The organism is Streptomyces sp. NBC_00080, assembly GCF_045041255.1.
GTDB lineage: Bacteria > Actinomycetota > Actinomycetes > Streptomycetales > Streptomycetaceae > Streptomyces > Streptomyces coriariae.
Window position 1 is genome coordinate 3,586,854 of record NZ_CP108235.1, and the last position, 25,494, is coordinate 3,612,347.

22 protein-coding genes are annotated in these 25,494 nt (G+C 70.9%); 11 read left to right on the top strand and 11 right to left on the bottom strand.

All coding sequences use genetic code 11. The features are described from left to right. Position 1: 1 nt before the first annotated feature. Complete coding sequence (locus OHU34_RS15750; RefSeq protein ID WP_142265943.1) at positions 2-739, top strand: Mut7-C RNAse domain-containing protein; 738 nt, start codon at positions 2-4, stop codon at positions 737-739. On the opposite strand, the gene OHU34_RS15755 is transcribed toward OHU34_RS15750, so the two are convergent. The 5 genes from OHU34_RS15755 to OHU34_RS15775 all read right to left on the bottom strand — a co-directional run bounded on the left by OHU34_RS15755 (position 736) and on the right by OHU34_RS15775 (position 9,591). After that, the gene (locus OHU34_RS15755) at positions 736-3,144 is read right to left on the bottom strand and encodes a galactose oxidase-like domain-containing protein (RefSeq protein WP_405772264.1); all 2,409 of its coding nucleotides are present in this window, start codon (positions 3,142-3,144) and stop codon (positions 736-738) included. The genes OHU34_RS15750 and OHU34_RS15755 overlap by 4 nt on opposite strands. A gap of 23 nt (positions 3,145-3,167) precedes the next feature. Then, positions 3,168-4,358, bottom strand: coding sequence for a glycosyltransferase family 2 protein (locus tag OHU34_RS15760; protein WP_230194787.1), 1,191 nt, complete (start codon positions 4,356-4,358; stop codon positions 3,168-3,170). Beyond that, a complete protein-coding gene (locus tag OHU34_RS15765; RefSeq protein WP_230194788.1) occupies positions 4,355-6,004 on the bottom strand; it encodes a phospholipid carrier-dependent glycosyltransferase in 1,650 nt (549 codons plus the stop codon). The genes OHU34_RS15760 and OHU34_RS15765 overlap by 4 nt, the downstream gene beginning before the upstream one ends. Beyond that, entirely contained in the window at positions 6,001-7,332 is a 1,332-nt protein-coding gene (locus OHU34_RS15770) for a glycosyltransferase (protein ID WP_405766859.1), read from the bottom strand. The genes OHU34_RS15765 and OHU34_RS15770 overlap by 4 nt, the downstream gene beginning before the upstream one ends. 213 nt (positions 7,333-7,545) lie before the next feature. Next, complete coding sequence (locus OHU34_RS15775; protein WP_142265938.1) at positions 7,546-9,591, bottom strand: thioredoxin domain-containing protein; 2,046 nt, start codon at positions 9,589-9,591, stop codon at positions 7,546-7,548. Positions 9,592-9,748: 157 nt separating this feature from the next. Between OHU34_RS15775 and OHU34_RS15780 the strand changes: the two genes are divergently transcribed. Next, entirely contained in the window at positions 9,749-12,949 is a 3,201-nt protein-coding gene (locus tag OHU34_RS15780; RefSeq protein WP_230194790.1) for a tetratricopeptide repeat protein, read from the top strand. 166 nt (positions 12,950-13,115) lie between these two features. Here OHU34_RS15780 and OHU34_RS15785 read toward each other — a convergent pair whose 3' ends face one another. Continuing rightward, positions 13,116-13,373 carry a hypothetical protein gene (locus OHU34_RS15785; RefSeq protein ID WP_078615601.1) on the bottom strand — a complete coding sequence of 86 codons (258 nt, stop codon included), beginning with the start codon at positions 13,371-13,373 and terminating at the stop codon, positions 13,116-13,118. Then, positions 13,366-14,226, bottom strand: coding sequence for a mycothiol conjugate amidase Mca (gene mca, locus OHU34_RS15790; RefSeq protein ID WP_200839943.1), 861 nt, complete (start codon positions 14,224-14,226; stop codon positions 13,366-13,368). Before mca ends, OHU34_RS15785 begins: the two co-directional genes overlap by 8 nt. A 125-nt stretch (positions 14,227-14,351) precedes the next feature. Between mca and OHU34_RS15795 the strand changes: the two genes are divergently transcribed. Together OHU34_RS15795 and greA are read left to right on the top strand one after the other, a co-directional pair. Beyond that, positions 14,352-14,753 carry a DUF4307 domain-containing protein gene (locus OHU34_RS15795; RefSeq protein WP_142265935.1) on the top strand — a complete coding sequence of 134 codons (402 nt, stop codon included), beginning with the start codon at positions 14,352-14,354 and terminating at the stop codon, positions 14,751-14,753. Positions 14,754-14,963: 210 nt separating this feature from the next. After that, positions 14,964-15,464 carry a transcription elongation factor GreA gene (gene greA / locus OHU34_RS15800; RefSeq protein ID WP_020128091.1) on the top strand — a complete coding sequence of 167 codons (501 nt, stop codon included), beginning with the start codon at positions 14,964-14,966 and terminating at the stop codon, positions 15,462-15,464. Between the two features lie 77 nt (positions 15,465-15,541). Here greA and OHU34_RS15805 read toward each other — a convergent pair whose 3' ends face one another. The 3 genes from OHU34_RS15805 to ilvA form a co-directional block, all read right to left on the bottom strand. Further along, entirely contained in the window at positions 15,542-16,405 is an 864-nt protein-coding gene (locus OHU34_RS15805) for an ABC transporter permease (protein ID WP_142265934.1), read from the bottom strand. Continuing rightward, a complete protein-coding gene (locus OHU34_RS15810; RefSeq protein ID WP_142265933.1) occupies positions 16,402-17,433 on the bottom strand; it encodes an ATP-binding cassette domain-containing protein in 1,032 nt (343 codons plus the stop codon). The genes OHU34_RS15805 and OHU34_RS15810 overlap by 4 nt, the downstream gene beginning before the upstream one ends. A 237-nt stretch (positions 17,434-17,670) precedes the next feature. Next, positions 17,671-18,900 carry a threonine ammonia-lyase gene (ilvA, locus tag OHU34_RS15815; protein ID WP_142265932.1) on the bottom strand — a complete coding sequence of 410 codons (1,230 nt, stop codon included), beginning with the start codon at positions 18,898-18,900 and terminating at the stop codon, positions 17,671-17,673. Positions 18,901-19,063: 163 nt separating this feature from the next. On the opposite strand from ilvA, the gene OHU34_RS15820 reads away from it, so the two are divergent. The 3 genes from OHU34_RS15820 (at position 19,064) to OHU34_RS15830 (ending at position 20,464) form a co-directional block, all read left to right on the top strand. Next, complete coding sequence (locus tag OHU34_RS15820; RefSeq protein WP_142265931.1) at positions 19,064-19,573, top strand: MarR family winged helix-turn-helix transcriptional regulator; 510 nt, start codon at positions 19,064-19,066, stop codon at positions 19,571-19,573. A 133-nt stretch (positions 19,574-19,706) separates the two neighbouring features. Then, entirely contained in the window at positions 19,707-20,219 is a 513-nt protein-coding gene (locus OHU34_RS15825) for a sigma factor-like helix-turn-helix DNA-binding protein (protein ID WP_142265930.1), read from the top strand. Further along, on the top strand, positions 20,216-20,464 hold the full coding sequence (locus OHU34_RS15830; RefSeq protein ID WP_142265929.1) for a hypothetical protein: 249 nt from the start codon (positions 20,216-20,218) through the stop codon (positions 20,462-20,464). Before OHU34_RS15825 ends, OHU34_RS15830 begins: the two co-directional genes overlap by 4 nt. Positions 20,465-20,503: 39 nt before the next feature. On the opposite strand, the gene OHU34_RS15835 is transcribed toward OHU34_RS15830, so the two are convergent. Then, positions 20,504-21,658: a cystathionine gamma-synthase gene (locus OHU34_RS15835; protein WP_020128098.1), complete on the bottom strand. Its 1,155-nt coding sequence runs from the start codon at positions 21,656-21,658 to the stop codon at positions 20,504-20,506. 153 nt (positions 21,659-21,811) lie between these two features. On the opposite strand from OHU34_RS15835, the gene OHU34_RS15840 reads away from it, so the two are divergent. From OHU34_RS15840 to OHU34_RS15855, 4 genes are all read left to right on the top strand, one after another. Continuing rightward, positions 21,812-22,930: a hypothetical protein gene (locus tag OHU34_RS15840; RefSeq protein ID WP_142265928.1), complete on the top strand. Its 1,119-nt coding sequence runs from the start codon at positions 21,812-21,814 to the stop codon at positions 22,928-22,930. A gap of 193 nt (positions 22,931-23,123) precedes the next feature. Continuing rightward, on the top strand, positions 23,124-23,792 hold the full coding sequence (gene msrA, locus OHU34_RS15845; RefSeq protein WP_142265927.1) for a peptide-methionine (S)-S-oxide reductase MsrA: 669 nt from the start codon (positions 23,124-23,126) through the stop codon (positions 23,790-23,792). After that, a complete protein-coding gene (locus OHU34_RS15850; RefSeq protein ID WP_142265926.1) occupies positions 23,789-24,148 on the top strand; it encodes a hypothetical protein in 360 nt (119 codons plus the stop codon). Before msrA ends, OHU34_RS15850 begins: the two co-directional genes overlap by 4 nt. 187 nt (positions 24,149-24,335) lie before the next feature. Next, on the top strand, positions 24,336-25,454 hold the full coding sequence (locus OHU34_RS15855) for an AI-2E family transporter (RefSeq protein WP_405766866.1): 1,119 nt from the start codon (positions 24,336-24,338) through the stop codon (positions 25,452-25,454). Positions 25,455-25,494 lie beyond the last annotated feature (40 nt).

Genomic DNA, 25,494 nt, shown 5'->3' on the forward strand with positions numbered 1-25,494 from the left:
GGTGAACGCATTCGAGATCCGCGTCGAAGTCGCCCCGGAGCTGGCCCTGTTCGTCCCGCCCGCGCGACGTGCCGGAGCCACCTCGCTCGCCGTCGACGGCGTCTCCACCCTCGGCCATGTCGTCGAGTCACTCGGGGTACCCCTCACCGAGGTCGGCACCCTGCTCGTCGACGGCCGTGCGGTACCGGTCTCGCACATCCCCGCAGCCGGCGAGTCGGTGACCGTCCGCCCGGTGGCCCGCCCCCAGCGGATCCCGGAAGCGCCGCTGCGCTTCCTCCTCGACGTCCACCTCGGCACCCTGGCCCGCCGGATGCGTCTGCTCGGCGTGGACACGGCGTACGAGTCGACCGACATCGGCGACCCGGCGCTCGCCACCCGGTCGGCGGCCGAACAGCGCGTCATGCTGAGCCGGGACCGGGGCCTGCTGCGGCGGCGCGAACTGTGGGCGGGCGCGTTCGTCTACAGCACCGACCCCGATGAGCAGCTCCGCGACATCCTCGGCCGGTTCGCGCCCGAGCTGCTTCCCTGGACGAGGTGCACCGCCTGCAACGGTCTGCTGCGCACGGCCACCAAGGAGGAGGTCGCCGACCAGCTGCGCCACGGCACGCAGCAGTCGTACGACGTGTTCGCGCAGTGCCTGTCCTGCGGGCGCGCGTACTGGAAGGGCGCGCACCACGAGCAGCTGGTGGCCATCGTGGAGCGCGCCCTGGCGGAGTTCGCGGGACAGGGCAAGCCCTAGGCCTTGCGCAGGTCGCCCTTTCCGCACGCGAGGCCGTCCCGGTCGGGGTCGAGACCCAGTGGGTCGTCCTTGCCGTTGACCTTCAGCCGGCCGTAGTCGTTGGCCTTGAGCCAGGAGCAGCGGGCGGCCGTCGTCCTCTTCACCGTCGCCGGGAACGCCGTCGGCACGCACACGTTGATCGAGCCGTAGTGCCGGTCGCAGCCGGAGACGGTCGGGCCGACCGCTTGCGAGGTCCGCTTCCTGCCGGGTCCGGTGACCTTGCCGGTCAGGTCGTCGGCGAAGGAGTGCACGTGCGGTGCGGCCGCGGTGCCCGAGGACACCGAGAACGTCGACGCGGAGTCCGCGGCGAGTCCGGCCGGCCCCTGGAGGTGCACCCACTTCGCCACCGACGGCACCCCGTTCGCGTCCACCGCGAAGAGCATGTACCAGCCGGGCGGCGCCAGGTTCGGGTTGCTCGTCACGTTGAGGTCGACGTTGTTGCCGTCGACGGACAGCGGGAGGTCCACGAAGCGCTGGTTCGGGTCGGAGGAGTGGGTCACCGCCGCCGGGCGGATCAGCTCCGCCTTGGCGATGGGCCGGTCGACCGTGATGCGCTGGGTGTCGCCGTACGTCCACTCCGTGTCGATGACCGACGTGATCGCCGGCCGGGTGCCCTTGAGCAGATAGGGCGGGGTGTAGATCGACACGTTGTGGTTCCAGGTGCCGTTGCCCGGGTTGTCGCCGGTCGACATCACCCGGCCGTCGGGCAGCAGGAACGAGGACGAGTGGTAGCCGCGGGCCTGCGGGTCGGCGGCGACGGGATCGAAGGTGTTCGTGCCGGGGTCGTAGATCGACGACTCGAAGACCGGGTCGGCCCGGTTGTGCAGCGCCCCACCCGTCTCCAGCACCTTGCCGTCGGGCAGCAGCACGGCGGAGACGTACATCTTCCCCTGGTTGCCCGTCTCGGCGACCGGGCCGTTGCCGAGGTCCACCGTGCCCTGCGGGAGCGGTGGTCCGGCGACGTACGACGGGTTCGCGGCCTTCAGATCGATGATGTCGGTGAGCCGGTTGCCGTCCGGGTTGGAGTCGATGTTGCCGCCGCCGAGAGTGAGAACCTTCTGGTCCTGCGCAGGAGGCAGCAGGACGCTCGCCGACTGGTCGCGCTGGTCCTTGTTCTGCAGACCGGGGATCTGGGTGACCGTGTTGGCGTCGTAGTCGTAGATCGCCGAACCCGTGCCCGGGATGTTGTTGCCGAAGACATGGCTGCCCGAGTAGAAGAGGCGGCCGTCCTGCATCAGGATCATCGACGGGTACAGACCCCAGTACGACCAGGTCTGGTTGACCTTCCACAGCGGCTGCCACTGCTGCTCGGCCTGCGAGAACAGCTCGGCCGTCACCGATCCGGTCGAGTCCTCGCGCAGCCCGCCGAAGGACAGCACGTCACCGTTGCCCATGACCGTGGCCGACGGGTACCAGTGGCCGTCGTTCATGTCGTTGGTCCTGCTGTACGTCTCGGTGCCGGGGTCGAAGACGTAGGAGTCCTTGAAGCCCTCGTAGCCGTGCCCGCCGGCCACCGGGTAGGCCTTGTTGCCGCTCATCACGAGGACGCGCCCGTCCTGGAGCTGCACGTGCCCGGAGCAGAACATGTCCTTCGGCGTGGGGACGACCTTGTAGCTGCCGGTCGCCGGGTCGTACACCGCCGACGTGAACGTGCCCGCGTCGAACTGCTCCTCGCTGTTGCCGGAGCCGGCGATCAGCAGCACCTTGCCGTTGTTGAGGACGACGGAGTGCATGGAGCGGACCGGGTTCCGCGTGGGCAGCACGTCCCAGCGGCCGTTCGCGCAGGTGTCGGCGGTGCCCGTGCAGGTCGCGGGCGGGAGGACGTCCGGCACCTGCTCCATCGTGTAGTCGTCGGTGGTCACCGAGCCGGTCCCGTAGACGGAGACGCCCCAGGTGATGCGGTCGGTGCCGGCCGGCACCGCGGGGGTGCGGACGGTGGCCTGGGTGTAGGCGGACGCCATGTCCAGCGTCTTGAGGTCCGTCCAGTACTGCCAACCCGCCGTCGTGTCGTGCCGGAAGAGGGTGACCGAGGTGTCGGGGGTCGTCGACCTGTACCAGAGCGACAGGTCGTACTGCTTGCCCGGCGTCGCCGCGGGCGCGCACTCCGCCGACTCGGTGATCAGCGCCTTGCGGTCGCCGTCGACCCGGCGGGTCAGCGTCACCTTCATCGCCTTGGCGCCGGTGTGCGCGTCCGAGGTGTGCGCGAAGACGAAGTCGTTGTCGCCCCAGCCCGACTTCTCCCAGCAGTACGGCATGCCGTCCGTACCCGCCGTCTCGAAGCCGGCGTTCTTGATGAGGTTGGCGGCGGACGCGGGTTGCGGGCCGGCCAGCAACAGGCCTGAGGTGAGGCCCGTCACCGCCAGCATGGCGATCCGTCTGCGGCGTCTGTTCACACGGCTCTCCTTGCGGTGCGGCTCCCCCGCGGCCTCCGGCGGGGGAGGTAGACCAGCGCTTCGGTACCGGCGAAGCGCACGACGAACGTCGTGACCAGGGCCAGCGCGGTCGCGGACAGCGCGCCCATCCCGAACCGGTGCACGAACAGCGCGATCAGCGGGATGCGCAGCACCAGATCGGCGTTGGCGAGCAGCGCGAACCGGCCGGCCCTGTCCCACCAGCGTCGATGGGCCCGGCGGTCGCGGAACAGCAGATGCTCGATGAGGACGAAGTTCCAGGCGACGCCGAGCTGGTTGGCGAGGATCTCGGCCGGCACATAGTGCACTCCGGCGGCGGTGAGGGCCCACAGCCCCAGCAGGTTGGGCAGGAACCCGGTCGCCCCGATCAGCCCGAAGCCGATCATGCGGGCGACCGGCGACGCGGTGCGCAGTCCGACCAGGTGGCGCAGGAAGCGGAAGCCCTCCCGCGCGCTCGACTTGGACTCGCCGGCGAAGCGCTCCTCGAAGACGAACGGGACCTCGCCGACCGCGCGCGGGCGGCTGCGGACGGCGAGTTCGAGGAGGATCTTGTAGCCGAGCGGCCTGAGGACGTCGGCGGTGACCGCGCTGCGCCGGATCGCGAAGAACCCGCTCATCGGATCGCTGATGCCGTGCAGCTTCCGGGGGAAGAGGGACTTGGTGAGCCAGGTGGCCCCGCGGGAGACGGCCACCCGGTAGCTGCCCGCGAGCCCGGCGCGGCTGCCGCCCTTGACGTACCGGGAGGCGACGACGAGCGCGGCGTTGGACCGCTCCCCGGTGGCCACCAACTCCGGTACCAGGGACGGGGGGTGCTGGCAGTCGCCGTCCATGACGACGATCCAGTCCGAGCCGGCCGTCCTCATCCCCTCGACGACCGCGCCCCCGAGCCCGCCGACCGGTTCCTCCCGGTGCAGCACGGTCACCGGGAACGGGCAGTCGCGCGCCGCGTCCCGGATGACCTCGGGGGTGTCGTCGGTGGAGTCGTCCACGAAGACGACCTCGCAGGGCAGCCGGGAGGGAACCGACTCGGTGATCCGGTGCAGCAGTTGGCGGATGTTCGCCGACTCGTTGAAGGTCGGTACGACGATGGTGACCGCGCCGGGCTCGGCGAGCTGGGCGGCGCTCAGATCGGGTACGGGAGCGCTGTATTCGGTGTGTTCGTGGCTCATCGGACGCCTCCGGAGTCGGTCTGGATCCGCCGGATCTCGATCCGGTCCTCACCGGAGCCGAAGGTGGCCACCGGCGTCGAGTGCTCGAGAGCCGCCCCGACCTGCGGCAGGTCGCTCGCGTCCCGCCGGACGGTCGGCGAGGCGACGACGTAGTCGATGTCCCGCCAGCCGTTCGGCAGGGTCTTGGTGACGGCGGGGTCGAGGTCGGCCTTGTAGAACCAGATGGCCCCGGGTCCGGGCCGGTAGCCGGCGTGCACCAGGTCCAACCAGAGCGCGTCGTCGACCAGGACACGGGTGCCGGCCGGGTCCTCGACCTCGGTGGCCAGCCATGTGGAGGCGGCCCGGTAGGGGGCGTTGGCGTCGGCGGTGACGGCGGTGCGGTCGCCGTCGTACCAGCGCGGGACGACGTACGCGCCCGCAGCCAGGGCGAGGACGGCCGCGAGGGCGTAGCGGCCGCCGGTCCGCCACCGTGCCTCGTCCGGCCCGCGCCGTCTGCGCAGGACGGCGTGGGCGATGCTCGCCGTGCCGCCGGCGAGGACGAGTGCGAGGAAGGGCAGCGCCTGGATGACGTACATCGCGGGCAGGTAGCCGCTGGGCCGCATCGCGACGACCGCGAGGATCGCCACCGCCAGCGACGGTCCGGCGAGGGCTCGGGCGGTGACCGACCAGCGCCAGGTGAGCAGGAGCAGCAGCGCGCCCGCGAGGCCGCCGAGGATCAGCACCCGGTCGTAGTAGAGCCACGACCGGAGCGCGTCGTAGGACCCCGAGCCCTGGTCGAGGATGAAGCCCGACCCGGGTCTGGTCATCTGGTAGGCGATGCCGTCCCAGAGGGAGACATGGCCGCTGCCCGGCAGCAACTCGCCCTTGAGCAGGGCGAAGAGGGGATACGCGAGGCCGATCAGCACGCAGGCGGTGACCGCGCCGGTGAGGGCGAACTTACGGGTGTCGCGGTGGCTGTGCCGCCACATGGTGACGAAGACCGCCGGGAGGACGAAGAGCATCGTCTCCTTGGTTAGCACGGCCGTCGCGGCGGCGACACCCGCCGCGAAGTGGTGCCAGAGGTGGCGGCTCGGCGAGGCGGCCAGGGTGAACGCGAGCAGGGTCCACATCACCGCGAGGTTGTCCAGGAAGATCTCCCGCTGGAGGACGACCGAGAGCGGGGAGAGCCCGAACAGGACCATGCCGAGCCCGGCCGCCCATCGGGGCAGCGACAGCCGCCGCCCGAGGACGTGGACGAGAACGGCGCTGATCGCGCTGACGACGAGCATCGCGGGCCGCATCGCGCCGACGGTCATCGAGTCGGGGCTGACCAGCTTGGGGATCCAGGTCAGCAGGGCGAGCTGGATCCAGCCCAGGGGCGGGTGGTCGTACCAGTAGGTGTAGTGGGCGAGACCCCTGCCCTCCTGGACGGCCCAGGCCTGGGCCAGATAGGTGCCCTCGTCGTCGCTGAGGGTCGGGTAGTCGGCGATGTTCCAGCCCTGCACGACGAGGATCGCCACGAGGAGCACGCCGCACAGGATCAGGTCGGGACGGGACCGGCGCAGCCGCTTGGACACAGCGGTTCGACCGGTCGAACGCGGATCTGGCACAGGCCGGCGCTGCGCGGGGACCGTGCCGGTGGTCACCGCGGGAAGGGTGGAGGTCACGCAGGAACGTCCTCTCGGATCACTGCGGGATCGGAAGCGGGCCCGGCCACGGCCGCGGGACCGACTACGGCCCCGGCTACGGCCCCGGCGGCGGCGGTCAGATGCGCGCCGACATGCGAGGTCAACTCCCAGTCGGTACGGCCGCGTTGTTCACGCCAGACCGCGCGCATCGCGGCCCCCGCGAGGAGGACCTGGTAGAAGGGTCCGCCCACGACGAGCTTGAGGTAGTGGACGAGGCGGACGCGCAGGCCGTACTGCTTGCCGAAGTCGTGCAGGCCGACGAGCTCGAAGACGAAGGTGACGAGTGCCGTCACGGCCGGCAGGAAGGTGACGAAGGCGATCCCGACGGGCACGTCGAGGAAGAGCGCGATCGCCACGTTGAGCGGGATGACGACCCCGGAGAACGCCTGGAGAAAGGGCGTCATGAGGGTGTAGCGGGCCAGCAACCGCTGCCCGAAACCGGGGAGTTGCTTCCAGTCCTTCTTCCGGTAGACCTGGAGGAAGCCCTGGTTCCAGCGGGTGCGCTGCTTGAGCAGGGACATCAGCGAGCCCGGGGTCTCCTCCCGGGTCACCATGGCGGAGTCGTAGGCGACGACGACCTTCTTGCCGACGCTGGAGAGGCGGACACCGAGATCGCAGTCCTCGGCCAGGCAGTCCGGGTCCCAGCCACCGGCTTCCCTGAGGGTGTGCGTCCGTACGAATACGGTGTTGCCACCCAGTGGGATGAATCCTTTCTGCGCATGCAGATGGAGCCGGGAGCGGAACCAGAAGAAGTACTCCAGGCAGTTGCGCAGGCTGTACCAGCTGGAGTGGAAGTTGATGAGCTGCACCCCGCCCTGCACGACGTCGGCCCCCGTGGTCCGGAAGGCGTGGTCGACATGGGAGAGCAGCTCGGGATGGACCTGGTCCTCGGCGTCGAAGACCCCGACGACATCGCCCCGGCAGTGCGGCAGCGCCGTGTTCATGGCCTTCGGCTTGTTCTTCTTCTCGTGGGTGTCGACGACCACACGGACGCGCGGGTCGCGTTCGGCGGCGCTCTCGGCCACCGCCGTGGTCTCGGGGTCGTCGTGACCCACGATGACGATGATCTCGAAGTCGGTGTGGCCGGACTCCAGCAGCCGCCGGATGGTGTGGTCCAGCACGGCCTGTTCGTGCCGTGCCGGAAGCAGCAGCGAGAAGGAGACGTGTTCGTCGCCGTCCGGGCTGCTGAACCGGGTGGACGCGAGCACTTCGGGCGTACGCCACGCGTGCATCTGCCACCACAAGGTGAACGCCGCCATCCAGAACAAGGCCAGTGAGACGGCAGCGATGAAGACAGACGTGAGCAAGCAGATCCCCCCAGATCCCAGAGCCCCCTGTCGCGACGGCGTGTCACATCCGTCGCGTCACTGTGGAGAGACTAGGGGGACTCTGTGAAGTCCGGGAACTCTTCCGATAAATAGATCGTTTCGGAACTCTGCCGCTTGTAAGCCGACTTATCCGAACAGATGCTCAGCTTTCCCTGCGGAGCCACGGTGTTCCCGTGTCGCTTTGGGGGTGTTTCAGCCGCTCACCACGGTCGTCAACGCCGTGCGCAGTCGCTCCGGGTCGGCGGTCGGCGCGTCACAGGTGAAGTTACGGCAGACGTACGCGGTCGGTTCACCATCGATCAGCGGGCGGTCGGCGAGCAACGGGAACTCGTCACTCCCCGTCGTGCCGAACGCCACGACGGCCCCCGGGGCGGTGCCCAGAAGCGCCGTACGGTGCAACGCCGCCGAAGCCGGGTCGGCCCTGCCGGGTACGACCACGGCGACCTCGCGCGGCCCGTCGAGCAGCGCCTCGGCGGCGGCGAGCCCCCATCCGATGAACCGGGGCACCCGCGGCCCGAGCGCCTTCACGACGCCCAACGCCCGCTCCGCGGCGGTGCGGTGGGGCTCCGAACCGGTATGGGCGGCGTAGCTCAGCAGCGCGCCGGCGGCGGCGGTCCAGCCGGAGGGCACCGCGTTGTCCGTCGGATCCTGCGGACGCCGGATGAGCCGCTCGGCGTCGGCCGCGGTGTCGTACAGCGCACCGGACTCGGGGTCGACGAACCGGACGAGGACGTGATCGAGCAGGAATCCGGCGAACTCCAGCCAGACGCCCTCCCCGGTGACGGAGGCGAGGGCGAGGAACCCCTCGGCCACGTCGGCGTAGTCCTCGAGGACCCCCGCGTTGGCCCCGGGCTGTCCGTCCTTGCTGGTACGGGCGATACGGGCCTGCTCGTCGAGATGCAGCCGGACGAGGAGATCGGCGGCCCCGACCGCGGCCTCGACGAGATCCGGCCGGTCGAAGTAGGCGCCGGTCTCGGCGAGCGCGGCGATCGCGAGCCCGTTCCAGGCGGCGACGACCTTGTCGTCCCGGCCCGGGGCGGGCCGTCCGCCGCGCTCGCGCAGCAGCCGCTCCTTGATCCCGGCGATCCGTTCCCCGTCGAAGACCTCCTCCTGCTGCGGGAGTTGGAGGACGGAGGAGCCGTGTTCGAAGGTGCCCTCCTCGGTGACGCCGAAGTAGCGGGCGGCGAGCTCGGCGTCCTGCGGCCCGAGCACCTCGGTGAGCTGCTCGGGCGTCCAGACGTAATACACGCCCTCGACGTGCTTCCCGCTCCCGTCGTCGCTGTCGGCGTCGAGCGCGGAGGCGAACCCGCCCTGCTCGGTACGCAGTTCGCGCACCATGAAGTCGGCCGTCTCGAGGGCGACCCGCCGGGCCAGCTCGCTGCCGGTGGCCCGCCAGAGATGGGCGTAGACCCGGCACAGCAGGGCGTTGTCGTACAGCATCTTCTCGAAGTGCGGCACGACCCAGTCACGGTCTACGGAGTACCGGGCGAACCCGCCGCCGAGCTGGTCGTAGATCCCGCCCCTGGCCATCCGTTCGCAGGTGTCCCGGGCCATCTGGAGAGCGCCCTCGGCGCCGGTCCGCGCATGGTGGCGCAGCAGGAACTCGATCACCATCGACGGCGGGAACTTCGGCGCGCCGGCGAACCCGCCCCGCTGCGGGTCGTACTCCCGGGTCAGCCCCAGCAGCGCCTGGGACAGCTCCTGTTCCCCGGGGGCCATGCCGTCCCCGTAGGAGATCTCCCGTCCCGCCAGATCCCGGACGATCTTCCCGGCGACCTCCGCCACCTCGTCCCGCCGCTCGGTCCAGGCCTGCCGCACCCCCTCCAGCACCTGCCGGAAGGAGGGCATGCCGTGCCGGGGCGCGGGCGGGAAGTACGTCCCGAAGTAGAAGGGCTCGGCGTCGGGCGTCAGGAACACGGTCATCGGCCAGCCGCCCTGGCCGGTGGCCGCCTGCACGGCCTCCATGTAGACGGCGTCCACGTCGGGACGCTCTTCCCGGTCGACCTTGACGCTGACGAAGTGCTCGTTGAGCTGGTCGGCGGTCGTTTGGTCCTCGAAGGACTCGTGCGCCATCACATGGCACCAGTGGCAGCTCGAATACCCGACACTCAGCAGCACCGGCACGCCCCGCCTGCGCGCCTCCTCGAAGGCCTCCGCCGACCAGGGCCACCAGTCGACGGGGTTGTCGGCGTGCTGGAGGAGGTACGGGGACGTCTCATGGGCCAGTCGGTTCGGCATGGGGTCCATCCTGCCGCAGTACCCCGCCCGGCAGACGTCAGGCGCCCCCGGGCGATCACCGCCCCGGCGACCCGAGGCTCTTCGCCCCCTCGCTTCGCGGAGCCGCCCGCCGCACACTTGACCAAGGAAAGCTGTGACCTCCGGAGGGGGACGGGACATGCGGGACGGCCATAGGGCGGAAGCCGAGCGGTTGTTGGCGCGGGCCGTGGAGGAGGAAGTACGGCGGTCCGGCGGGCGCAGCGACCGGCAGGTGCTGATGACCCGGGCCCGCGGCGCGCTGGACGCCATGGCGCAGACGGCCGCCGAGGAGTACGAGGCGTACGCGCGCGCCCTGGAGGAGACGGAGTCCCACCAGGTCAGCTTCGGACAGCGGTACGCGCGCGAGGGCGGGCGGACTCCCCTGCTGGTGGCGGGTGTTGCCGCCGTCACGACGGCCGTCGCCGATCTCGCGCTGGGCACCGGGCCGGGCACGGCGCTCGGCGCCGGGGTGGCCGTCGGCGTCGTCGGCGCCGCGGCGACCGTGGTGAAGGTGGCGGGCTCCCATCTGCCGGCCGCGCATCACCGGGCCGGCGAGGCGGGGCAGCCCGGCGGAGCCGAGCAACTGCGGCTGCAATGGCTCACCGCGCTGGAGGTGCGGGGCATCCGGCCGTTCCTGGACCAGCAGCGGATGCTGAGCGCGACGACCGGACCGAAGAAGGCGCCGGGACCGCAGCTGCGCGGCGCCGACAAGAGCGCGGCGGCCCGCGGACGGACCGTGCTGGCCCAGTCGTTCGCCCAACTACCGGAAGCGGCGGGCCCGTTCGCCGGGCGGCGGACCGAACTCGGGCAGCTCCGGCAGTGGGTGCAGGCGGCACGCGCCAGCACGCAGACACGGCCGACGGTGGTCGTGCTGCACGGGCCTCCCGGCAGCGGCCGCACCACCCTCGCGGTGCGGGCCGCGCACGATCTGCGCGACCAGTTCCGCGGCGCCTGTGTGGTGGACCTGCGCGGCCACAGCACGCAGGAGACGCCACTGCCCACCCGGGACGCCCTGCTGCACCTGCTGAACCGGCTCGGCGCACCCCGCGAACAGCTCCTCTTCCGTGAGCGCTCCTCCGCGGACCAGCAGGTCAAGCGGCTCACCGAGCTGTACCAGCAGCACCTGACCGGCCTGCCGGTCACGGTGATCCTGGACGACGCCTCGGACCCCGAACAGGTCCTCGCCCTCGTGCCGGAACGTTCCGACAGCCTGGTCCTGGTCACCGCCCGGACCCCGCTGGAGCTGACGGCCGAACTGTCCGCGTGGGTGCACGAACTGGCGGTGCGGCCCCTGGACGCGGCGGGCGCGGAGGAGCTGCTGGGCGCGGCCGCCCAGGACGCATCCGGCCCGTACGACGCCGAATCCGCCGACCGCGTTCGGGAGTTGTGCGGCGGGCTGCCGCTGGCGCTGCGCGTTGTGGGCTCCTCGCTCGGCCCGCGCTCACCGCGCGCGCTGGCGGCGGACCTGGGGGTGTACGGACCGGTGGAGCCGGTCGAGCGCGCCCTGTGGCTGCGCTACACCGACCAGCCGGACGTGACCCGCAGACTGCTGCGCCGGCTGGCCCTGGCCGGACGGGCCTCGCTCGGGACGGCCGCGGCGGCCGCGCTCCTCGCCACGGACCGTGCGGAGGCGACCCGCCATCTCACGGCCCTCGCCGACGCCGGTCTGGTCGACCACGTCCGCGGCGACCGCTACCGCCTGCACGACCTGGTCCGCGCCTTCGCCCAGGCCCGGCTCCTCGACGAGGAGGAGCAGACCGAGCGCTCGGCGGCCCAGGAACGCCTGATCGTCAGCTACGCCGAGCTCGCCGACTCCGTGCTGCGGCTGGTCGACGGCAACATGTCGACCCGCTCCGACCGCTTCACCCCGCACGGCTTCACCTCCCTGGACGAGGCGCTGCGCTGGCTGGACGACGAGTCGAGCTTCATCACGGCGACGCTGCGGCACGCGGAGGGCGTCGACCAGAACGCCGTACTGAGCCTGCTGGGCGCCCTGTGCGACTACTGCCTGCTGCGCGGCGACCTCTACCGGCTCGGTGAGATCAGCGAGCTGGCGCAGTCGGTCGGTCAGGACCTGCTGGTGCGGTCCGTGCAGTGGCGTACCGGTATCGCGGCCCGTCAACTGGGCGAGCTGGACAAGGCCCGTACGACGCTCAGCTCGGTCGTCGACCTCTATCTCCAGGCCCACCACGACGCGGGGGCGGCTCGCGCCCTGTGCTCGCTGGGCATCACCCTGCACCACCAGGGCCAGCTGACGGAGGCGGCGGCGAAGCTGCGGGAGGCGATGGACCTGCAGGCCGCGCCCGAGCTGGCCACGGACCGGGCCTGGACGATGCACGCGCTGGCGGCGGTCGAGCGGGACAGGGGGCATCTCGCCGAGGCCCTCGACCTGCTCACCCGCTCCCTGGTCCTGCACCGCGAGGGCGGCTCCGTGCACGGCGAGGCCTGGGCGCACTTCCAGCTGGGCCAGCTGAACCTGCGCCGCGGCGACGTCCCGCGGGCCGAGGCCGATCTGCGCGAGGCCCTCGATCTGTACGGTCGCACCCGCGACGCCCGCGGCGAGGCCTGGGCGCTGACCCAGCTGGCACGGGCCCGGCTCATCGCCGGGGACCAGGGCCCGGCGGCGGAGGACCTGCGCCGGGCGTCGGCGCGGCACCGGGACAACGAGGACGCGCGTGGTGAGGCCTGGACGGTCTACTACCTGGGCCTGGCCCTGGAGGAGACGGGCGACCTGGACCACGCCGTCCGCGAGCTGGAACGTTCCCGCTCCCTCTTCTCCCGCATGCGTGACGTCTACGGCCTCGCCTGCGCCCGCCACCACTCGGCCCGGGTGACCCGGGACCAGCGCGCCGCCCAGACCGGTTCGCTGCGCAACTCGGGCTTCGCCCGGCAGCTCCTGGTCGACGCGCGCGCCGACTTCCAGCGCATCGGCGTCGCCCACGGCGAGGCCTGGACCTGCGTGGAGCTCGCGATCGTCGACGCGGGGAACGCCCGTACGCAGGCGGCCCTGGCCCTGTGCGACGAGGCGGCCGGCCTGTTCGCGTCGTACGGCGACCGGCGCGGCGAGGACTGGGCCCGCTTCCTGCGCTGCACCCTGCTGCCCTACGCGGCCCCGGGCGGGGTCGACGTCGGCACGGCGGTGGCCCAGGAGGAACTGGCCCAGCTGGTCCGCACCCACCACCCGCTGCGCGACACCCGACTGACCGAGTGCCTGGAGGCCTACGGGCTACTGCTGGAACGAGGCATCCGCCTGGAATCCGGCTGGCAGGCCTGGCGCCTGGGCCTGGTACCGGGCAGACACGGCCGAGAGGTCATGGGCGTGGCGGTCAGCGACGAGTAGGCGCGCGAACCGGGCGGGGCGCACGGGGGTGAGGCCCGCCCCGGGGGCGGGGGCACGGCAGGCGCCGGGGTGAAGCGGGCGCCGGAGCAGGGCATGCCCCGGGGTGAGGCGGTCAGCCCTCACCCCGGCGCCACGCGTCGCCGCGCCGTGCGTTCTCGCACTGGCCTCAAGACGTCGAGGAGGGCTTCCCCGTCGCCTTCGCCGTGCCGGCGGCGGAGGTCTGCTCGGGGTCCGCCGGCTCCTTGAAGTCGACCTTGCCCATGTGCTTGCTCATGGACTTCATCAGGCCCCACACCGCCACGGCCATCGCCGCGAAGACGATGAAGCCGAGGACGCCGGGGGTGACCTTGTTCTCGTCGACCTCCTTGGCGAGGGGGACGAGGTGCGTCATTGCCAGACTCACGCTTGCGCTCATGTCAGGCATTGTCGCGGATGCCCGCAAAGAGGTCGTCCTCGGGGAGGGAGGTATCGACGCGGGACTTCGCGAGTTCGTACTCCTCCGTGGGCCAGACCTCCTTCTGGATCTCCATCGGCACCCGGAACCAGCCGCCGTCGGGGTCGATCTGCGTGGCGTGCGCGATCAGCGCCTTGTCGCGGATCTCGTAGAAGTCGGCGCACGGAACGTGCGTGGTGAGGGTGCGCTCCTTCTGGCCGAACTCGTCCCAGCGCTTGAGCCACTCCCCGTAGGGCGACTCCATGCCGCGGTCGAGCATCGCGTGGTGCAGCGCCTCGGTGCGGGGACGGTTGAAGCCCTGGTTGTAGTACAGCTTCGACGGCCGGTAGACAGGACCGAACTCGGCCTCGGGGTACTTCGCGGCGTCGTCCGCGCCCTCGAACGCCACCATCGAGATCTTGTGGGTCATGATGTGGTCGGGGTGCGGATAGCCGCCGTTCTCGTCGTAGGTGGTGATCACCTGGGGACGGAAGGAGCGGATCTGCTTCACCAGTTCGCCGGCCGCCTTGTCGACGTCCTCCAGGGCGAAGCAGCCGTCGGGCAGCGGCGGCAGCGGGTCGCCCTCGGGCAGGCCCGAGTCGATGAAGCCGAGCCACTCCTGCTTGACGCCGAGGATCTCGCGAGCCTCGTCCATCTCCTTCTTGCGTACCTCGTGGATGTGCTCCTCGATGTACTTGTCGCCCTGAAGCTTGGGATTGAGGATGGAGCCGCGCTCCCCGCCCGTGCAGGTCACGACCAGCACGTCCACCCCCTCGGACACGTACTTCGCCATGGTGGCCGCGCCCTTGCTCGACTCGTCGTCGGGGTGCGCGTGAACGGCCATCAGTCGCAGCTGGTCAGTCAAGACTCAATCCTCGGTAAGTCGGCGCCCGGTGTGAACCGGCGCGATCGCAGGCTTCTATAGTGACCGAATCGGGAGGCGAATAATTCCGTGCCGGGAGGACGATCATGAGTACGGCGAGCACGCGACTCCCCGAGGGCCGCTACGGCCGTTCCTCGGACGAGCGGGCCGACCACAAGCTCAGGATCACCGGCGCCGTACTGGGCGCGTTCCTGCTCGCCCTGGTCGGCTACTTCGCCTACCACTACGTCGGCCAGAACAAGATCAGCGCCGAGGTGATCACCTTCAAGGCGACCTCGGACGAGGCGGTGCAGCTCCACCTGGAGGTCCGCAAGGACGCGGGCGCGAGCGGCTACTGCACGGTGCGCTCGCAGGCGGCCGACGGCGCCGAGGTGGGCCGGGCGGACTTCCGTTTCGCCGGCTCGGACACGCGTATCGACCGGACGGTCACGCTGCGTACGACGGCCAAGGGCACGACGGCCGAGCTGCTCGGCTGTCACGCCGACTGACGCCGACCGGCAGGGACTGACGCGGGGGCCGCCGGGCGAACCGCATCCTCCGCAATACGTACACGCTGACCTGCGGTGACGTAATTCTGATGGCTTATGTCCTCCCCCTTCGGCCACTGAATTGTTAGGCTCGTGGTTTCGCCCATCACCTGAGGAACATGCTTTTGGTAGGGCGATGCTTTGTATTCCCAGTACCGACGAGGAGCACCTGTGACCCAGACCAGCGAGTCCGTCACCTGGCTGACCCAGGAGGCGTACAACAAGCTCAAGGTCGAGCTTGAGTACCTTACTGGTCCTGCGCGCACGGAGATCGCCGCCAAGATCGCGGCCGCGCGCGAGGAGGGGGACCTGCGTGAGAACGGTGGGTACCACGCGGCCAAGGAGGAGCAGGGCAAGCAGGAGCTCCGTGTGCGCCAGCTGACCCAGCTTCTCGACAACGCCAAGGTCGGCGAGACCCCGGCTTCCGCCGACGGCGCGGTGGCGCCCGGCATGGTCGTGACGATCGCCTTCGACGGTGACGAGGACGACACCATGACGTTCCTCCTCGCCTCGCGCGAGTACGCGAGCTCGGACATCGAGACCTACTCGCCGCAGTCCCCGCTCGGCACCGGCGTGATCGGCCACAAGGTCGGCGAGGACGCGGAGTACGAGCTGCCCAACGGCAAGAAGGCCTCCGTGCGCATTCTCAAGGCCGAGGCCTACAGCGGCTGACCGGCCCCTGTCCGTCGCCCCGCTGTGACCTGCCCCCGGCGCCCACGCCGCCGGGGGCTTCGTCATGTCAGGAACGCTCAGGCCGTCGCCGAGCGGTACTTGCGGACCGCCAGCGTCCGGAAGATCACGACGATCAGCACCGAGTAGATCAGCGAGGCCCAGACCGGGTGCTGCATGGGCCAGGCGTCGGACGCCGACTGGCCCGGGTTGGCGAAGAGCACCCGGCAGGCCTGGACGGTGGCACTGAACGGGTTCCACTCGGCGATGTGACGCAGCCACGGCGTCATGTTGCTGGTGTCCACGAACGCGTTGGAGATGAAGGTCACCGGGAAGAGCCAGATCAGTCCGCCGGAGGTGGCCGCCTCGGGGGTGCGCACGCTCAGGCCGATCAGGGCGCCGATCCAGGTGAACGCGTAGCCGAGCAGGAGCAGCAGCCCGAAGGCGGCCAGGACCCGGGCGGCGTCGGTGTTGCCGTCGGAGCCGACCCGCCAGCCGACCAGGAGGGCGACCACCGCCAGGACGAGCAGGGTGAGCGCCGTCTGCACGAGGTCGGCGAGGGTACGGCCGGTGAGCACCGCGCCACGCGCCATGGGCAGGGACCGGAAGCGGTCGATGAGGCCCTTGTGCATGTCGTCGGCGATGCCCGCGCCGGCTCCGGCGGTGGCGAAGGTGACGGTCTGCGCGAAGATGCCCGCCATCAGGAAGTTCGTGTAGTCGGTGGCGCTCGTGCTGCCGCCGATCTGCATGGATCCGCCGAACACGTAGGTGAACAGCACCACGAACATGATCGGCTGGATGAGCCCGAAGATGACCATCTCCGGGATGCGGGACATCCGGATCAGGTTGCGCTTCGCGATGACCAGTGAGTCGCGGACGGACTGTCCCAGCGGGTGGGCGGGCTTGGGCGCCGCGCCGCGCACGGCGTCGGTGACGGCACTCATTTGACGGTCTCCCTCTCGCTCTGGCCGCTCTGGCCGCTCTTACCGCGCGGGGCGTCCCGTCGGTCCTCTTCGCTCTCCTCGGCCTTCGTCTCGGCGACGTGTCCCGTCAGGGACAGGAAGACGTCGTCGAGGGTGGGGCGGCGCAGGCCGATGTCGTCGATCTCGATGCCTCGGCCGTCGAGCTCGCGGATGACCTCGGCGAGGAGCTTGGCGCCGCCGGCGACGGGCACGGTGAGCCTGCGGGTGTGCTGCTCGACGGTGGTCTCGCCCTTGCCGAAGCCGGCCAGCACCTCCGCGGCCGTGGCGATGTGTTCGCGGTCGTGCACCACGACCTCCACGCGCTCTCCGCCGGTGCGAGCCTTGAGCTGGTCGGAGGTGCCGCGGGCGATCACCCGGCCGTGGTCGACGACCGCGATGTCGTGCGCGAGGTGGTCGGCCTCTTCGAGGTACTGGGTGGTGAGCAGCAGGGTCGTGCCGCCGGAGACGAGACGCTTGATCACCTCCCACAGCATCTGGCGGTTGCGCGGGTCGAGGCCGGTCGTCGGCTCGTCCATGAACATCACGGGCGGCGAGACGACCAGTGCCGCGGCCAGGTCGAGTCGACGGCGCATGCCTCCGGAGTAGGTCTTGGCCGTGCGGTCGGCGGCTTCCGCGAGGCCGAACTGGTCGAGCAGTTCGGCGGCCCGGGCCTTCGCCGCGCCCGCCTTCATCTGGTACAGCATGCCGACCATCTGGAGGTTCTCGCGGCCGGTGAGGTATTCGTCGACGGCCGCGAACTGGCCGGACAGACCGATGGAGCGGCGGACCTCGTTGGGGTGCTTGAGCACGTCGAGGCCGGCGACCACGGCCCGGCCGCGGTCGGGGCGCAGGAGCGTGGTCAGACAGCGGACCGTGGTGGTCTTGCCCGCTCCGTTCGGCCCGAGCAGGCCCAGAACCGTGCCCTCCGGGACGTCCAGGTCCACGCCGTCCAGAGCCTTTACGTCGCCGAAGGTCTTCACCAGGCCTTCGGCATAGATGGCACCTGGCATAACAGTCTCCACGTCATTGAGGATTCTTCGGAAAGCCTAGGTAGGTACTTTTCGTTCCGCCCGATGAGAGGTGAGGGGAGCGGCGCGAGACACACCATAACGCGATGTATCGCGTCTCACAATGGTCTTTCTCGAACGAGTGACGAAGGGACTCGAAGCGGGCTCCGGGTGGGCTCCGGGCGCGCTCGGAACGGGTTCCGGCCGGGGCTTCGACCTCGGTCGACGCCCCTGTCGGCGTCAGTCGATGACGGTGTAACCGGCCTCGCGCAAGGCTCGGCCGACCTCGGCGCAGTGCTCCGGCCCCTTCGTCTCCAGGTGCAGCTCGACCTCCGCCTCGGTCAGCCCGAGCCGGGGGTCGGTCCGCAGATGGCTCACGTCCAAGACGTTAGCGTCGACCACTGACAACGTCCCCAGAAGCGTGGCAAGGGCGCCCGGCCGGTCCGTCAGCCGCAGGCGTACGGCCAGGTAGCGGCCCTGCGCCGCCATGCCGTGCCGCAGGACGCGCTCCATCAGCACCGGATCGACGTTGCCGCCGGACAGCACCGCGACGACCGGGCCCTCGAAGGCACCGGGCGCGCTGAGCAGTGCGGCCACCGGACTCGCCCCGGCCGGCTCGACGACCAGCTTGGCCCGCTCCAGGCAGAGCAGCAGCGCCGCGGCCAGCTCGTCCTCCGTGACCGTGCGCACCTCGTCCACCAGATCGCCGACGATGGAGAACGGCACGTCACCGGGCCGGCCGACCTTGATGCCGTCGGCCATCGTCGCCGGGGTGCGGATCGACACCGGCCGCCCGGCCGCCAGCGAGGGCGGGTACGCCGCGGCCCCGGCCGCCTGCACCCCGACGATCCGCACGTCCGGCCGCAGCGCCTTCACCGCCACCGCGATGCCCGCCGCCAGCCCGCCACCGCCGATCCCGACGACGATCGTGCGCACCTCCGGACACTGCTCCAGGATCTCCAGGCCGACCGTGCCCTGACCCGCGATGATGTCGGGGTGGTCGAAGGGATGGATGAAGACCGCACCCGTCTCCGCCGCGTACTCCTGCGCCGCGGCCAGCGTCTCGTCGACCACCTGACCGTGCAGACGCACCTCGGCGCCGTACTCCCGGGTGGCGCTGATCTTCGGCAGCGGAGCGCCCTGGGGCATGAACACCGTGGAGCGCACACCCAGCACCGTCGAGGCCAGCGCCACACCCTGCGCGTGGTTGCCCGCGCTCGCCGCGACCACCCCGGCGGCCCGCTCCTCCGGCAGCAGCCCGGCGATCCGCACGTACGCGCCGCGCAGCTTGAACGACCCCGTGCGCTGGAGGTTCTCGCACTTGAAGTGCACCGGCGCCCCGACCAGCTGGGACAGGTGCCTGCTGCCCTCCATCGCGGTCGTCCGCGCCACACCCGACAGCATCTTCTGGGCCCCGCGCACATCGTCGAGGGTGACGGGACGCAAGGAGTCAGCCGTGCGGTAGCTCATGACTCCAGCATCGCAGTTCACAGGCGGCCACGACCTCTGTGACCAACCTCCGAGACCGGTTTCCGCAGCGTCGGTACGACCCGCCTTCCAGCCGCGTACTCTGTCCCCCATTCCAGCAGCCCCTTCATGAAGTGAGCCCCCGGCCATGCCCACAACACCTGAAATGTCGATGGACATGACGACCGTCGGTGACACCGGTCTTCTCGACACCTTGCAGCACGAGGTCGCGGTGTTCGCCCGCCGTGCCGAACAGACCCGGCTCGGCGGCGTCGGGCAGGTGCGCAACTCCATGGACCGCGCCGCATACCTGCTGCTCAACCGCCTCGACAAGGAAGGCCCGATGGGCGTCAAGGCACTCGCCGCGAGCATGGGCATCGACTCGTCCACCGTCACCCGGCAGGTGGCTCCGCTCGTCGACACCGGCCTGGTCAAGCGGACCTCGCACCCCGAGGACGGACGGGCCGTGGTGCTCCAGCTGTCCCCGCGCGGGCAGTCCCGGCTGGAGGAAGTACGTTCGTCCCGGCGCCAGTTGATGGCCGAGTTGACGGACGACTGGGCGCCGGAGGAGCGCGAGACGTTCTGCGATCTCCTCACCCGCTTCAACACCGCGCTGTCCTCCCGGATGGCGGCCCAGGGCGTACCGGGCGCGGAGACGTCGTCGACCGCCTCCTGAACCGGTCGCACGCGCGCGTGCGGCGACTTTCCGACGGCCGTGCGCGGCTCTTGACCGAAAGCCCACCCCTGGCCTCATATGAGACCGGGGCATATGGCCCTCCAGGGGGACGCCGTCAGGCGGGAGGCTCGGTGTGCGAGAGCGGCGTACGGCCCGGGAAGCCCGCCGGGCACGGGAGTTCGAAGCGTTCGTCGCCGGAGCGGGCGGGCGGTTGCTGCACGCCGCCACACTGCTCACGGCGGAGGCCCCGGCCGACAACCCGCGCGCGCGGCGCCTGCTGACGCTCGCCCTCGCGCACACGTACGCCTGCTGGGACCGGCTGCACGGCGAGGACCCTTACAACCGGGCCCGCGAACATCTGGCCACCCGCTTCGCCCACGGCGCCTGGCACCGGTACACCGCTCTGCCCCTCGGCCGCGGCCGGCCGCTCACCCCCGTCGGTCCGCTGGCGGGACTCACCCCCCAGGAGCGCCTCGTCCTGGTCCTGAGGCTCTACGAGGGTGTCGCCGACGAACAGGTGGCGGCCCTGCTCGGCCTGCCGGTGGAACGGATCCGCACGGTCTGCGACCGGGCGACGGCGACGCTTCTGCATCCGCCTCGGGGCCCGGCGCCCGCGGTGCGCCGGGCAAAGGCGGCGGCGTCGTGAACCGGCCCGAGCGGGAGGCCGCCGTACGGCAGCTCATGGAGCGGACCGCGCCGCACGTACCGACGGAACTCCACGCGGACGTCGTACGCCGGGGCGGCCGGATACTGCGCCGCCGGACGCTCGCCCGGCGGCTGCTGTGGCTGCTGCTGCTGGCGGCCACGCTGGCGTTCACGATCTGGGCGGTGGTGGCCCAGCCGTGGGTGGAGCCGCCGTCGCAGACGACTCCACCGCTGACCGGCTGGTGACCCCGAAGACCGGCGGACGGCTCTCCAGCGGCAGACTCTCTAGCCGAGAGCCTGCTGCAGGTCGCCGAGAAGGTCGTCGATGTTCTCGATGCCGACGGAGAGCCGGACGAGATCACCGGGGACCTCCAGCGCCGAGCCGACCACGGACGCGTGCGTCATGCGCCCCGGGTGCTCGATCAGGGACTCGACGCCGCCCAGCGACTCGCCGAGGGTGAACACCTTGGCGCGGTTGCACACCTCGACGGCCGCCTCCTCACCACCGGCGACCTGGAAGGAGACCATGCCGCCGAACGCCCGCATCTGCTTGGCCGCGACCTCGTGACCGGGGTGGTCGGGCAGCCCCGGGTACAGCACGTTCGTCACGCGCGCGTGCCGGGTCAGCATGTCGGCGACCTTGGTGGCGTTCTCGCTGTGCCGGTCCATGCGCACCGACAGCGTCTTGGCGCCGCGCAGCACCAGCCAGGAGTCGAAGGGCCCGGCGACCGCGCCCATCGCGTTCTGGTGGTACGCCAGCTCCTCGCCCAGCTCCGCGTCGCCGGTGACCAGCGCGCCGCCGACGACGTCCGAGTGACCGCCCATGTACTTGGTCAGGGAGTGCACCACGACGTCCGCGCCGAGCGACAGGGGCTGCTGAAGGTACGGCGTGGCGAAGGTGTTGTCGACGACGAGACGCGCGCCCGCCTCCCGGGCGACCTGGGCGACGGCGGCGATGTCGGTGATGCCGAGGAGCGGGTTGGAGGGGGTCTCCACCCACACCGCCTTGGTCTTCGGGGTGATCGCGGCCCGCACGGCGGCGGCGTCGCCGGTGTCGGCGACCGACCACTCCACACCCCAGCGGGCGACGACCTTCGCGAAGAGCCGGAACGTGCCGCCGTAGGCGTCGTTCGGGATCACCACGTGGTCACCGGGGCTGAGCAGCGTACGCAACAGGCAGTCCTCGGCCGCCAGTCCGGAAGCGAACGCGAGACCTCGGCGGCCGCCTTCGAGGGCGGCGAGGTTCTCCTCCAGGGCGGTCCTGGTCGGGTTGGCGCTGCGGCTGTACTCGTAGCCGCCGCGCAGACCGCCGACGCCGTCCTGCTTGTAGGTCGAGACCTGGTAGATCGGCGGGACCACCGCGCCGGTGAGGGGATCGGCGGTGTTGCCCGCGTGGATCGCGAGGGTCTCGAAGTGCTGACTGATGTGCCTGTCGCTCATGAGGACCGAGCGTAGTCCGCTCACGGGCCTGCTGCGGGACGGCGGGAGCGCGTGGGCGGGGGCGGACGGCGCAGGACGGCCCTCCCCCGACGTTTTTCCACAGGTGTGGGGGTGGGTTGGCCAATTGTCGGCGCGGTCTGGTTCGCTTGAGACATGGAGATTCTGTTCGTCCTGATGGCGCTGCTCATGATCAGCTTCGTGCTGCTGCCGTTCCTGCGGCGCAGGCGCGGCATGGTCGAGCAGGTCCCGGCGGGCCACCCGGACGCCGCGGACCCCGAGACCTACGGGTTCGTGCGCACGGAGGAACTGGACATCCGCATGCCCGGCCCCGACCAGGACCTGCTGGACGTCCTGGACGTGGTGCAGCACACGCAGGACTACCGGGCCGCACAGCAACTGCTGGCCGGCACGGAGACGGCGGGCGAGCTGCGCTGGCAGCGCGTGCAGGCCTTCGCGGGCGCGGCGGCACTGGAGCTCCAGCAGCGGCCGGGCGGGGTCAGCGAGACGCCGGGCGGGCAGTGGCTGCGGGTGTGGCGCACGGAGGCGCCGAAGGACGCGGGCGGCGCGGCGGTGCACGCCGAGTTCCTGGTGCAGCAGGCGTGGCGGACGTCGACGCGGGGCACGGACGACTTCCGGATCATCATGGAGGAGGCGAAGGACGCCTGCGGTCAGGCGGCACTGCTCTCCCCCGGTGACCCGGTCCCGTACATCGTCGAGTTGTCGGTGGCCCGCGGGCTTCAGTACGAGCAGAAGGAGTTCGAGCAGCTCTGGCTGAAGATCCTGGACCGCGCCCCGGCGCACATGGGAGCGCATCTGGCGGCCCTGCACTACTGGTGCGAGAAGTGGCACGGCTCGCGCGAACTGGCGAACGCGTTCGCGGAGGCGGCGGCCGCGCGAGCCCCCCAGGGCTCCCTCCTCGCGGCCATGCCGCTGTTCGCGGTCTTCGAGCACCTCCCCGAGGTGAACCTGGTCAGCGGCTTCTACCAGAGCGAGGTCGTGACGAAGGCGATGCACGGCGCGCTGTTCGCGGTGCACGCGGCCCGTCCCGACGACCCGATGCTGGCGCACGTCCGTCATCTGCTGATCTTCTTCCTGGTGCGCGCCGAACGCTGGTCGGAGGCGATGAACCAGCTCATACACGTGGACGGCCACGTGGGCGCCCTCCCGTGGACCCTGTCCCCCGACCCGGCCGGCGAATTCGCGGTCTACCGGGCACTGGCGGTGGCGGGCTACGAGGCGAACGGCGGCAGCCCGGCAACCCTGCCGCACTGACCCGGGCCATTCCGTGGCGACCGGGCGGACTGTCCGGGATGCGGGGCAGCCGGCGAGGCGAGCAGCTGGGGCACGGCGCCGGGCGGCCGGCCGAGGCGGGAGTGGCTGAGGCGGAAGGGGCTGCGGCAGGCCGGAATCCGATGGGCCGTATGCATGTTGACCCCCACGGACCCTCAACGCCCCTGGAGACCGCATGCTCCCGCACAGCCACACACCCCGGCTCCTGACGCCCGAGCAGGCTCTGCAAGGCCGTCCGGCACCGGTGTACTCCGTCCTCGACCGCCACACCGTCCTCGGCAACCGGCTCCTCGGCCCCTACCCCGAGGGCCTCGAGGTCGCCGACTTCGGCCTGGGCTGCTTCTGGGGCGCGGAGCGCACGTTCTGGCAGCTGCCGGCAGGTGTGTGGACAACCGTGGTCGGCTACCAGGGCGGCCACACCGAGTACCCCACCTACGAGGAGGTCTGCTCGGGCCTGACCGCCCACACGGAGGTCGTCCGCGTGGTCTTCGACCCTGTGGTGATCTCCTACGAGCGCCTCCTGAAGACGTTCTGGGAGTCCCACGACCCCACCCAGGGCTTCCGCCAGGGCAACGACGTCGGCACCCAGTACCGCTCCGCGATCTACACCCACTCCCCGGCCCAGGTGACAACAGCCGAGTCCTCCCGCACGTCGTACCGACGGGCCCTCACCAGCGCGGGCCACGGCCCGATCACCACAGAGATCCTCCCGGCCGCGAACCGCCCGTTCTACCCGGCCGAGACCTACCACCAGCAGTACCTCGCCAAGACCCCGGGCGGGTACTGCGGTATCGGCGGGACCGGTGTGTCCTGCCCGATCGGCGTGGCGGGGGCCGACGGGTGAGCGGGGGGCAAGGGCCGACGGGTGAGCGCTCGGGCCCTTACTCGTCCGCCGACGGACACTGGATCCTCGAAGACAATCTGCGACCGTTCTGCGAATCGGTCGCGGAGTTCTCGGGCTACCGCTTCGACGACTCGGACTGGCAGGCCATCGAGAACGCCCTCCCGGCGACGGACGCGGAGAGGCCCGACGGCTGGTACGACTACCCGCTGTCGGGGCGGGTACCGCTGACCTTGCTGGTCGCGGCCGAACCGGACGCGTCGGTCGTCTTCGTCCGGCTCACCGGGGAAGCCGAGGCCCGAACGAGAGCACAGATCGAAGCGGCGCTGTACATCTTCAGCACGTACAAGGCCGGCTGACACTGTCGGACAGGTCTGACAGGACGCCCGGTTCGGGCGGGGCCGCGCTCCCGGCTGCGGCATCCGCGGACGGATGGCCCGCCCGAAACCGGGGGTGCTTTCCCCGCTCGACGGCTCTCGTGTGCCAGCGGTGCGCACACTGTGAGCAGCGGTTCCGGTATGACTTGCGTACCCGTAGGGTGCATCCGTGACTGCCCCGTTGAGTTCCACAAGAGCCCGCGCCGCGCTCCGCACGACGGCGCGTGCCTCCGCCGAGCTGCTGCTCATACTTCTGATGCTCGCGGTGGCCTTGTGGATCCTGGGCCGGATGTGGTCGGTCGTCTGGCCGCTCGTGGTCGGCCTGCTGCTGACCACGCTGACCTGGCCACCGACCCGTTTCCTGCTTCGTCGCGGGTGGAAACCCTCCCTCGCCGCATCGGTCGTGACGGTGCTCTTCCTCCTGGTCGCCGTCGGCGTCGTGGCGCTGATCGCGGTACCGGTGGCATCCCAGTCCGGTGAGCTGACCGACGGCGTGGTCGAAGGCATCCAGAAGTTGCGCGAGTGGGCCGCCGGGCCGCCGTTGAACATCGGTGACGCCCAGATCAACAAGGCCTTCGACACCGCGGTCTCCCGCGCGCAGGACGGTCTCGGCAGCATGGTCGGCGCTGTCGTCACGGGAGTGAGCACCGTGGTGAACGGCTTGGTCACTGCCGTCCTGGCCCTCTTCCTGATGTTCTTCTTCCTCAAGGACGGCCCGCGGTTCCTGCCGTGGCTTGCCCGTCAGCTGCCCGGTCGGCTCGCCACCGACGTCCCGGCCGTGGCCGCGCGCGGCTGGGACACCCTGGGAGCGTTCGTGCGTTCCCAGGCGGCCGTCGGTCTGCTCGACGCCGTCCTGATCGGCCTGGGCCTGTGGATCGTGGGGGTACCGCTGGTGCTCCCGCTGGCGGTGCTGACCTTCGTCTCCGCGTTCGTGCCGATCATCGGCGCCCTGTTCGCCGGTCTCGTCGCGGTTCTCATCGCGCTGGTCTCCAACGGCCTGACGGACGCGCTGATCGTGCTGGCCATCATCGTCGTGGTGCAGCAGCTCGAGGGCAACGTGTTCCAGCCCATGATCCAAAGCCGTGGGCTCGGCCTCCACGCGGCCGTGATTCTGCTGGCGGTGACGTTGGGCGGCAGTCTGGCCGGCATCGTGGGCAGTCTGCTCGCGGTGCCGATCGCCGCGCTGATCGCGGTGGTCTGGAACTACGGGCGCGAGCAGCTCCGAGAGCCGTCCCCTCCGGGCACCGACACATCGGACGCCGCCGCCGACGCCCCCGTCCCGTCCTAGGGCTGCGTATCCACGCCTTCAGGGTTTCCTGCCCGACCGG

Bases quoted from the DNA above. Each gene is read 5' to 3' on its own strand.
- OHU34_RS15755 (WP_405772264.1), bottom strand. From the start codon at position 3,144: ATGCTGGCGGTGACGGGCCTCACCTCAGGCCTGTTGCTGGCCGGCCCG.
- OHU34_RS15760 (WP_230194787.1), bottom strand. From the start codon at position 4,358: ATGAGCCACGAACACACCGAATACAGCGCTCCCGTACCCGATCTGAGC.
- OHU34_RS15775 (WP_142265938.1), bottom strand. From the start codon at position 9,591: ATGCCGAACCGACTGGCCCATGAGACGTCCCCGTACCTCCTCCAGCAC.
- OHU34_RS15780 (WP_230194790.1), top strand. From the start codon at position 9,749: ATGCGGGACGGCCATAGGGCGGAAGCCGAGCGGTTGTTGGCGCGGGCC.
- OHU34_RS15785 (WP_078615601.1), bottom strand. From the start codon at position 13,373: ATGCCTGACATGAGCGCAAGCGTGAGTCTGGCAATGACGCACCTCGTC.
- mca (WP_200839943.1), bottom strand. From the start codon at position 14,226: ATGGCCGTTCACGCGCACCCCGACGACGAGTCGAGCAAGGGCGCGGCC.
- OHU34_RS15795 (WP_142265935.1), top strand. From the start codon at position 14,352: ATGAGTACGGCGAGCACGCGACTCCCCGAGGGCCGCTACGGCCGTTCC.
- OHU34_RS15805 (WP_142265934.1), bottom strand. From the start codon at position 16,405: ATGAGTGCCGTCACCGACGCCGTGCGCGGCGCGGCGCCCAAGCCCGCC.
- OHU34_RS15810 (WP_142265933.1), bottom strand. From the start codon at position 17,433: ATGCCAGGTGCCATCTATGCCGAAGGCCTGGTGAAGACCTTCGGCGAC.
- ilvA (WP_142265932.1), bottom strand. From the start codon at position 18,900: ATGAGCTACCGCACGGCTGACTCCTTGCGTCCCGTCACCCTCGACGAT.
- OHU34_RS15820 (WP_142265931.1), top strand. From the start codon at position 19,064: ATGTCGATGGACATGACGACCGTCGGTGACACCGGTCTTCTCGACACC.
- OHU34_RS15835 (WP_020128098.1), bottom strand. From the start codon at position 21,658: ATGAGCGACAGGCACATCAGTCAGCACTTCGAGACCCTCGCGATCCAC.
- OHU34_RS15840 (WP_142265928.1), top strand. From the start codon at position 21,812: ATGGAGATTCTGTTCGTCCTGATGGCGCTGCTCATGATCAGCTTCGTG.
- msrA (WP_142265927.1), top strand. From the start codon at position 23,124: ATGCTCCCGCACAGCCACACACCCCGGCTCCTGACGCCCGAGCAGGCT.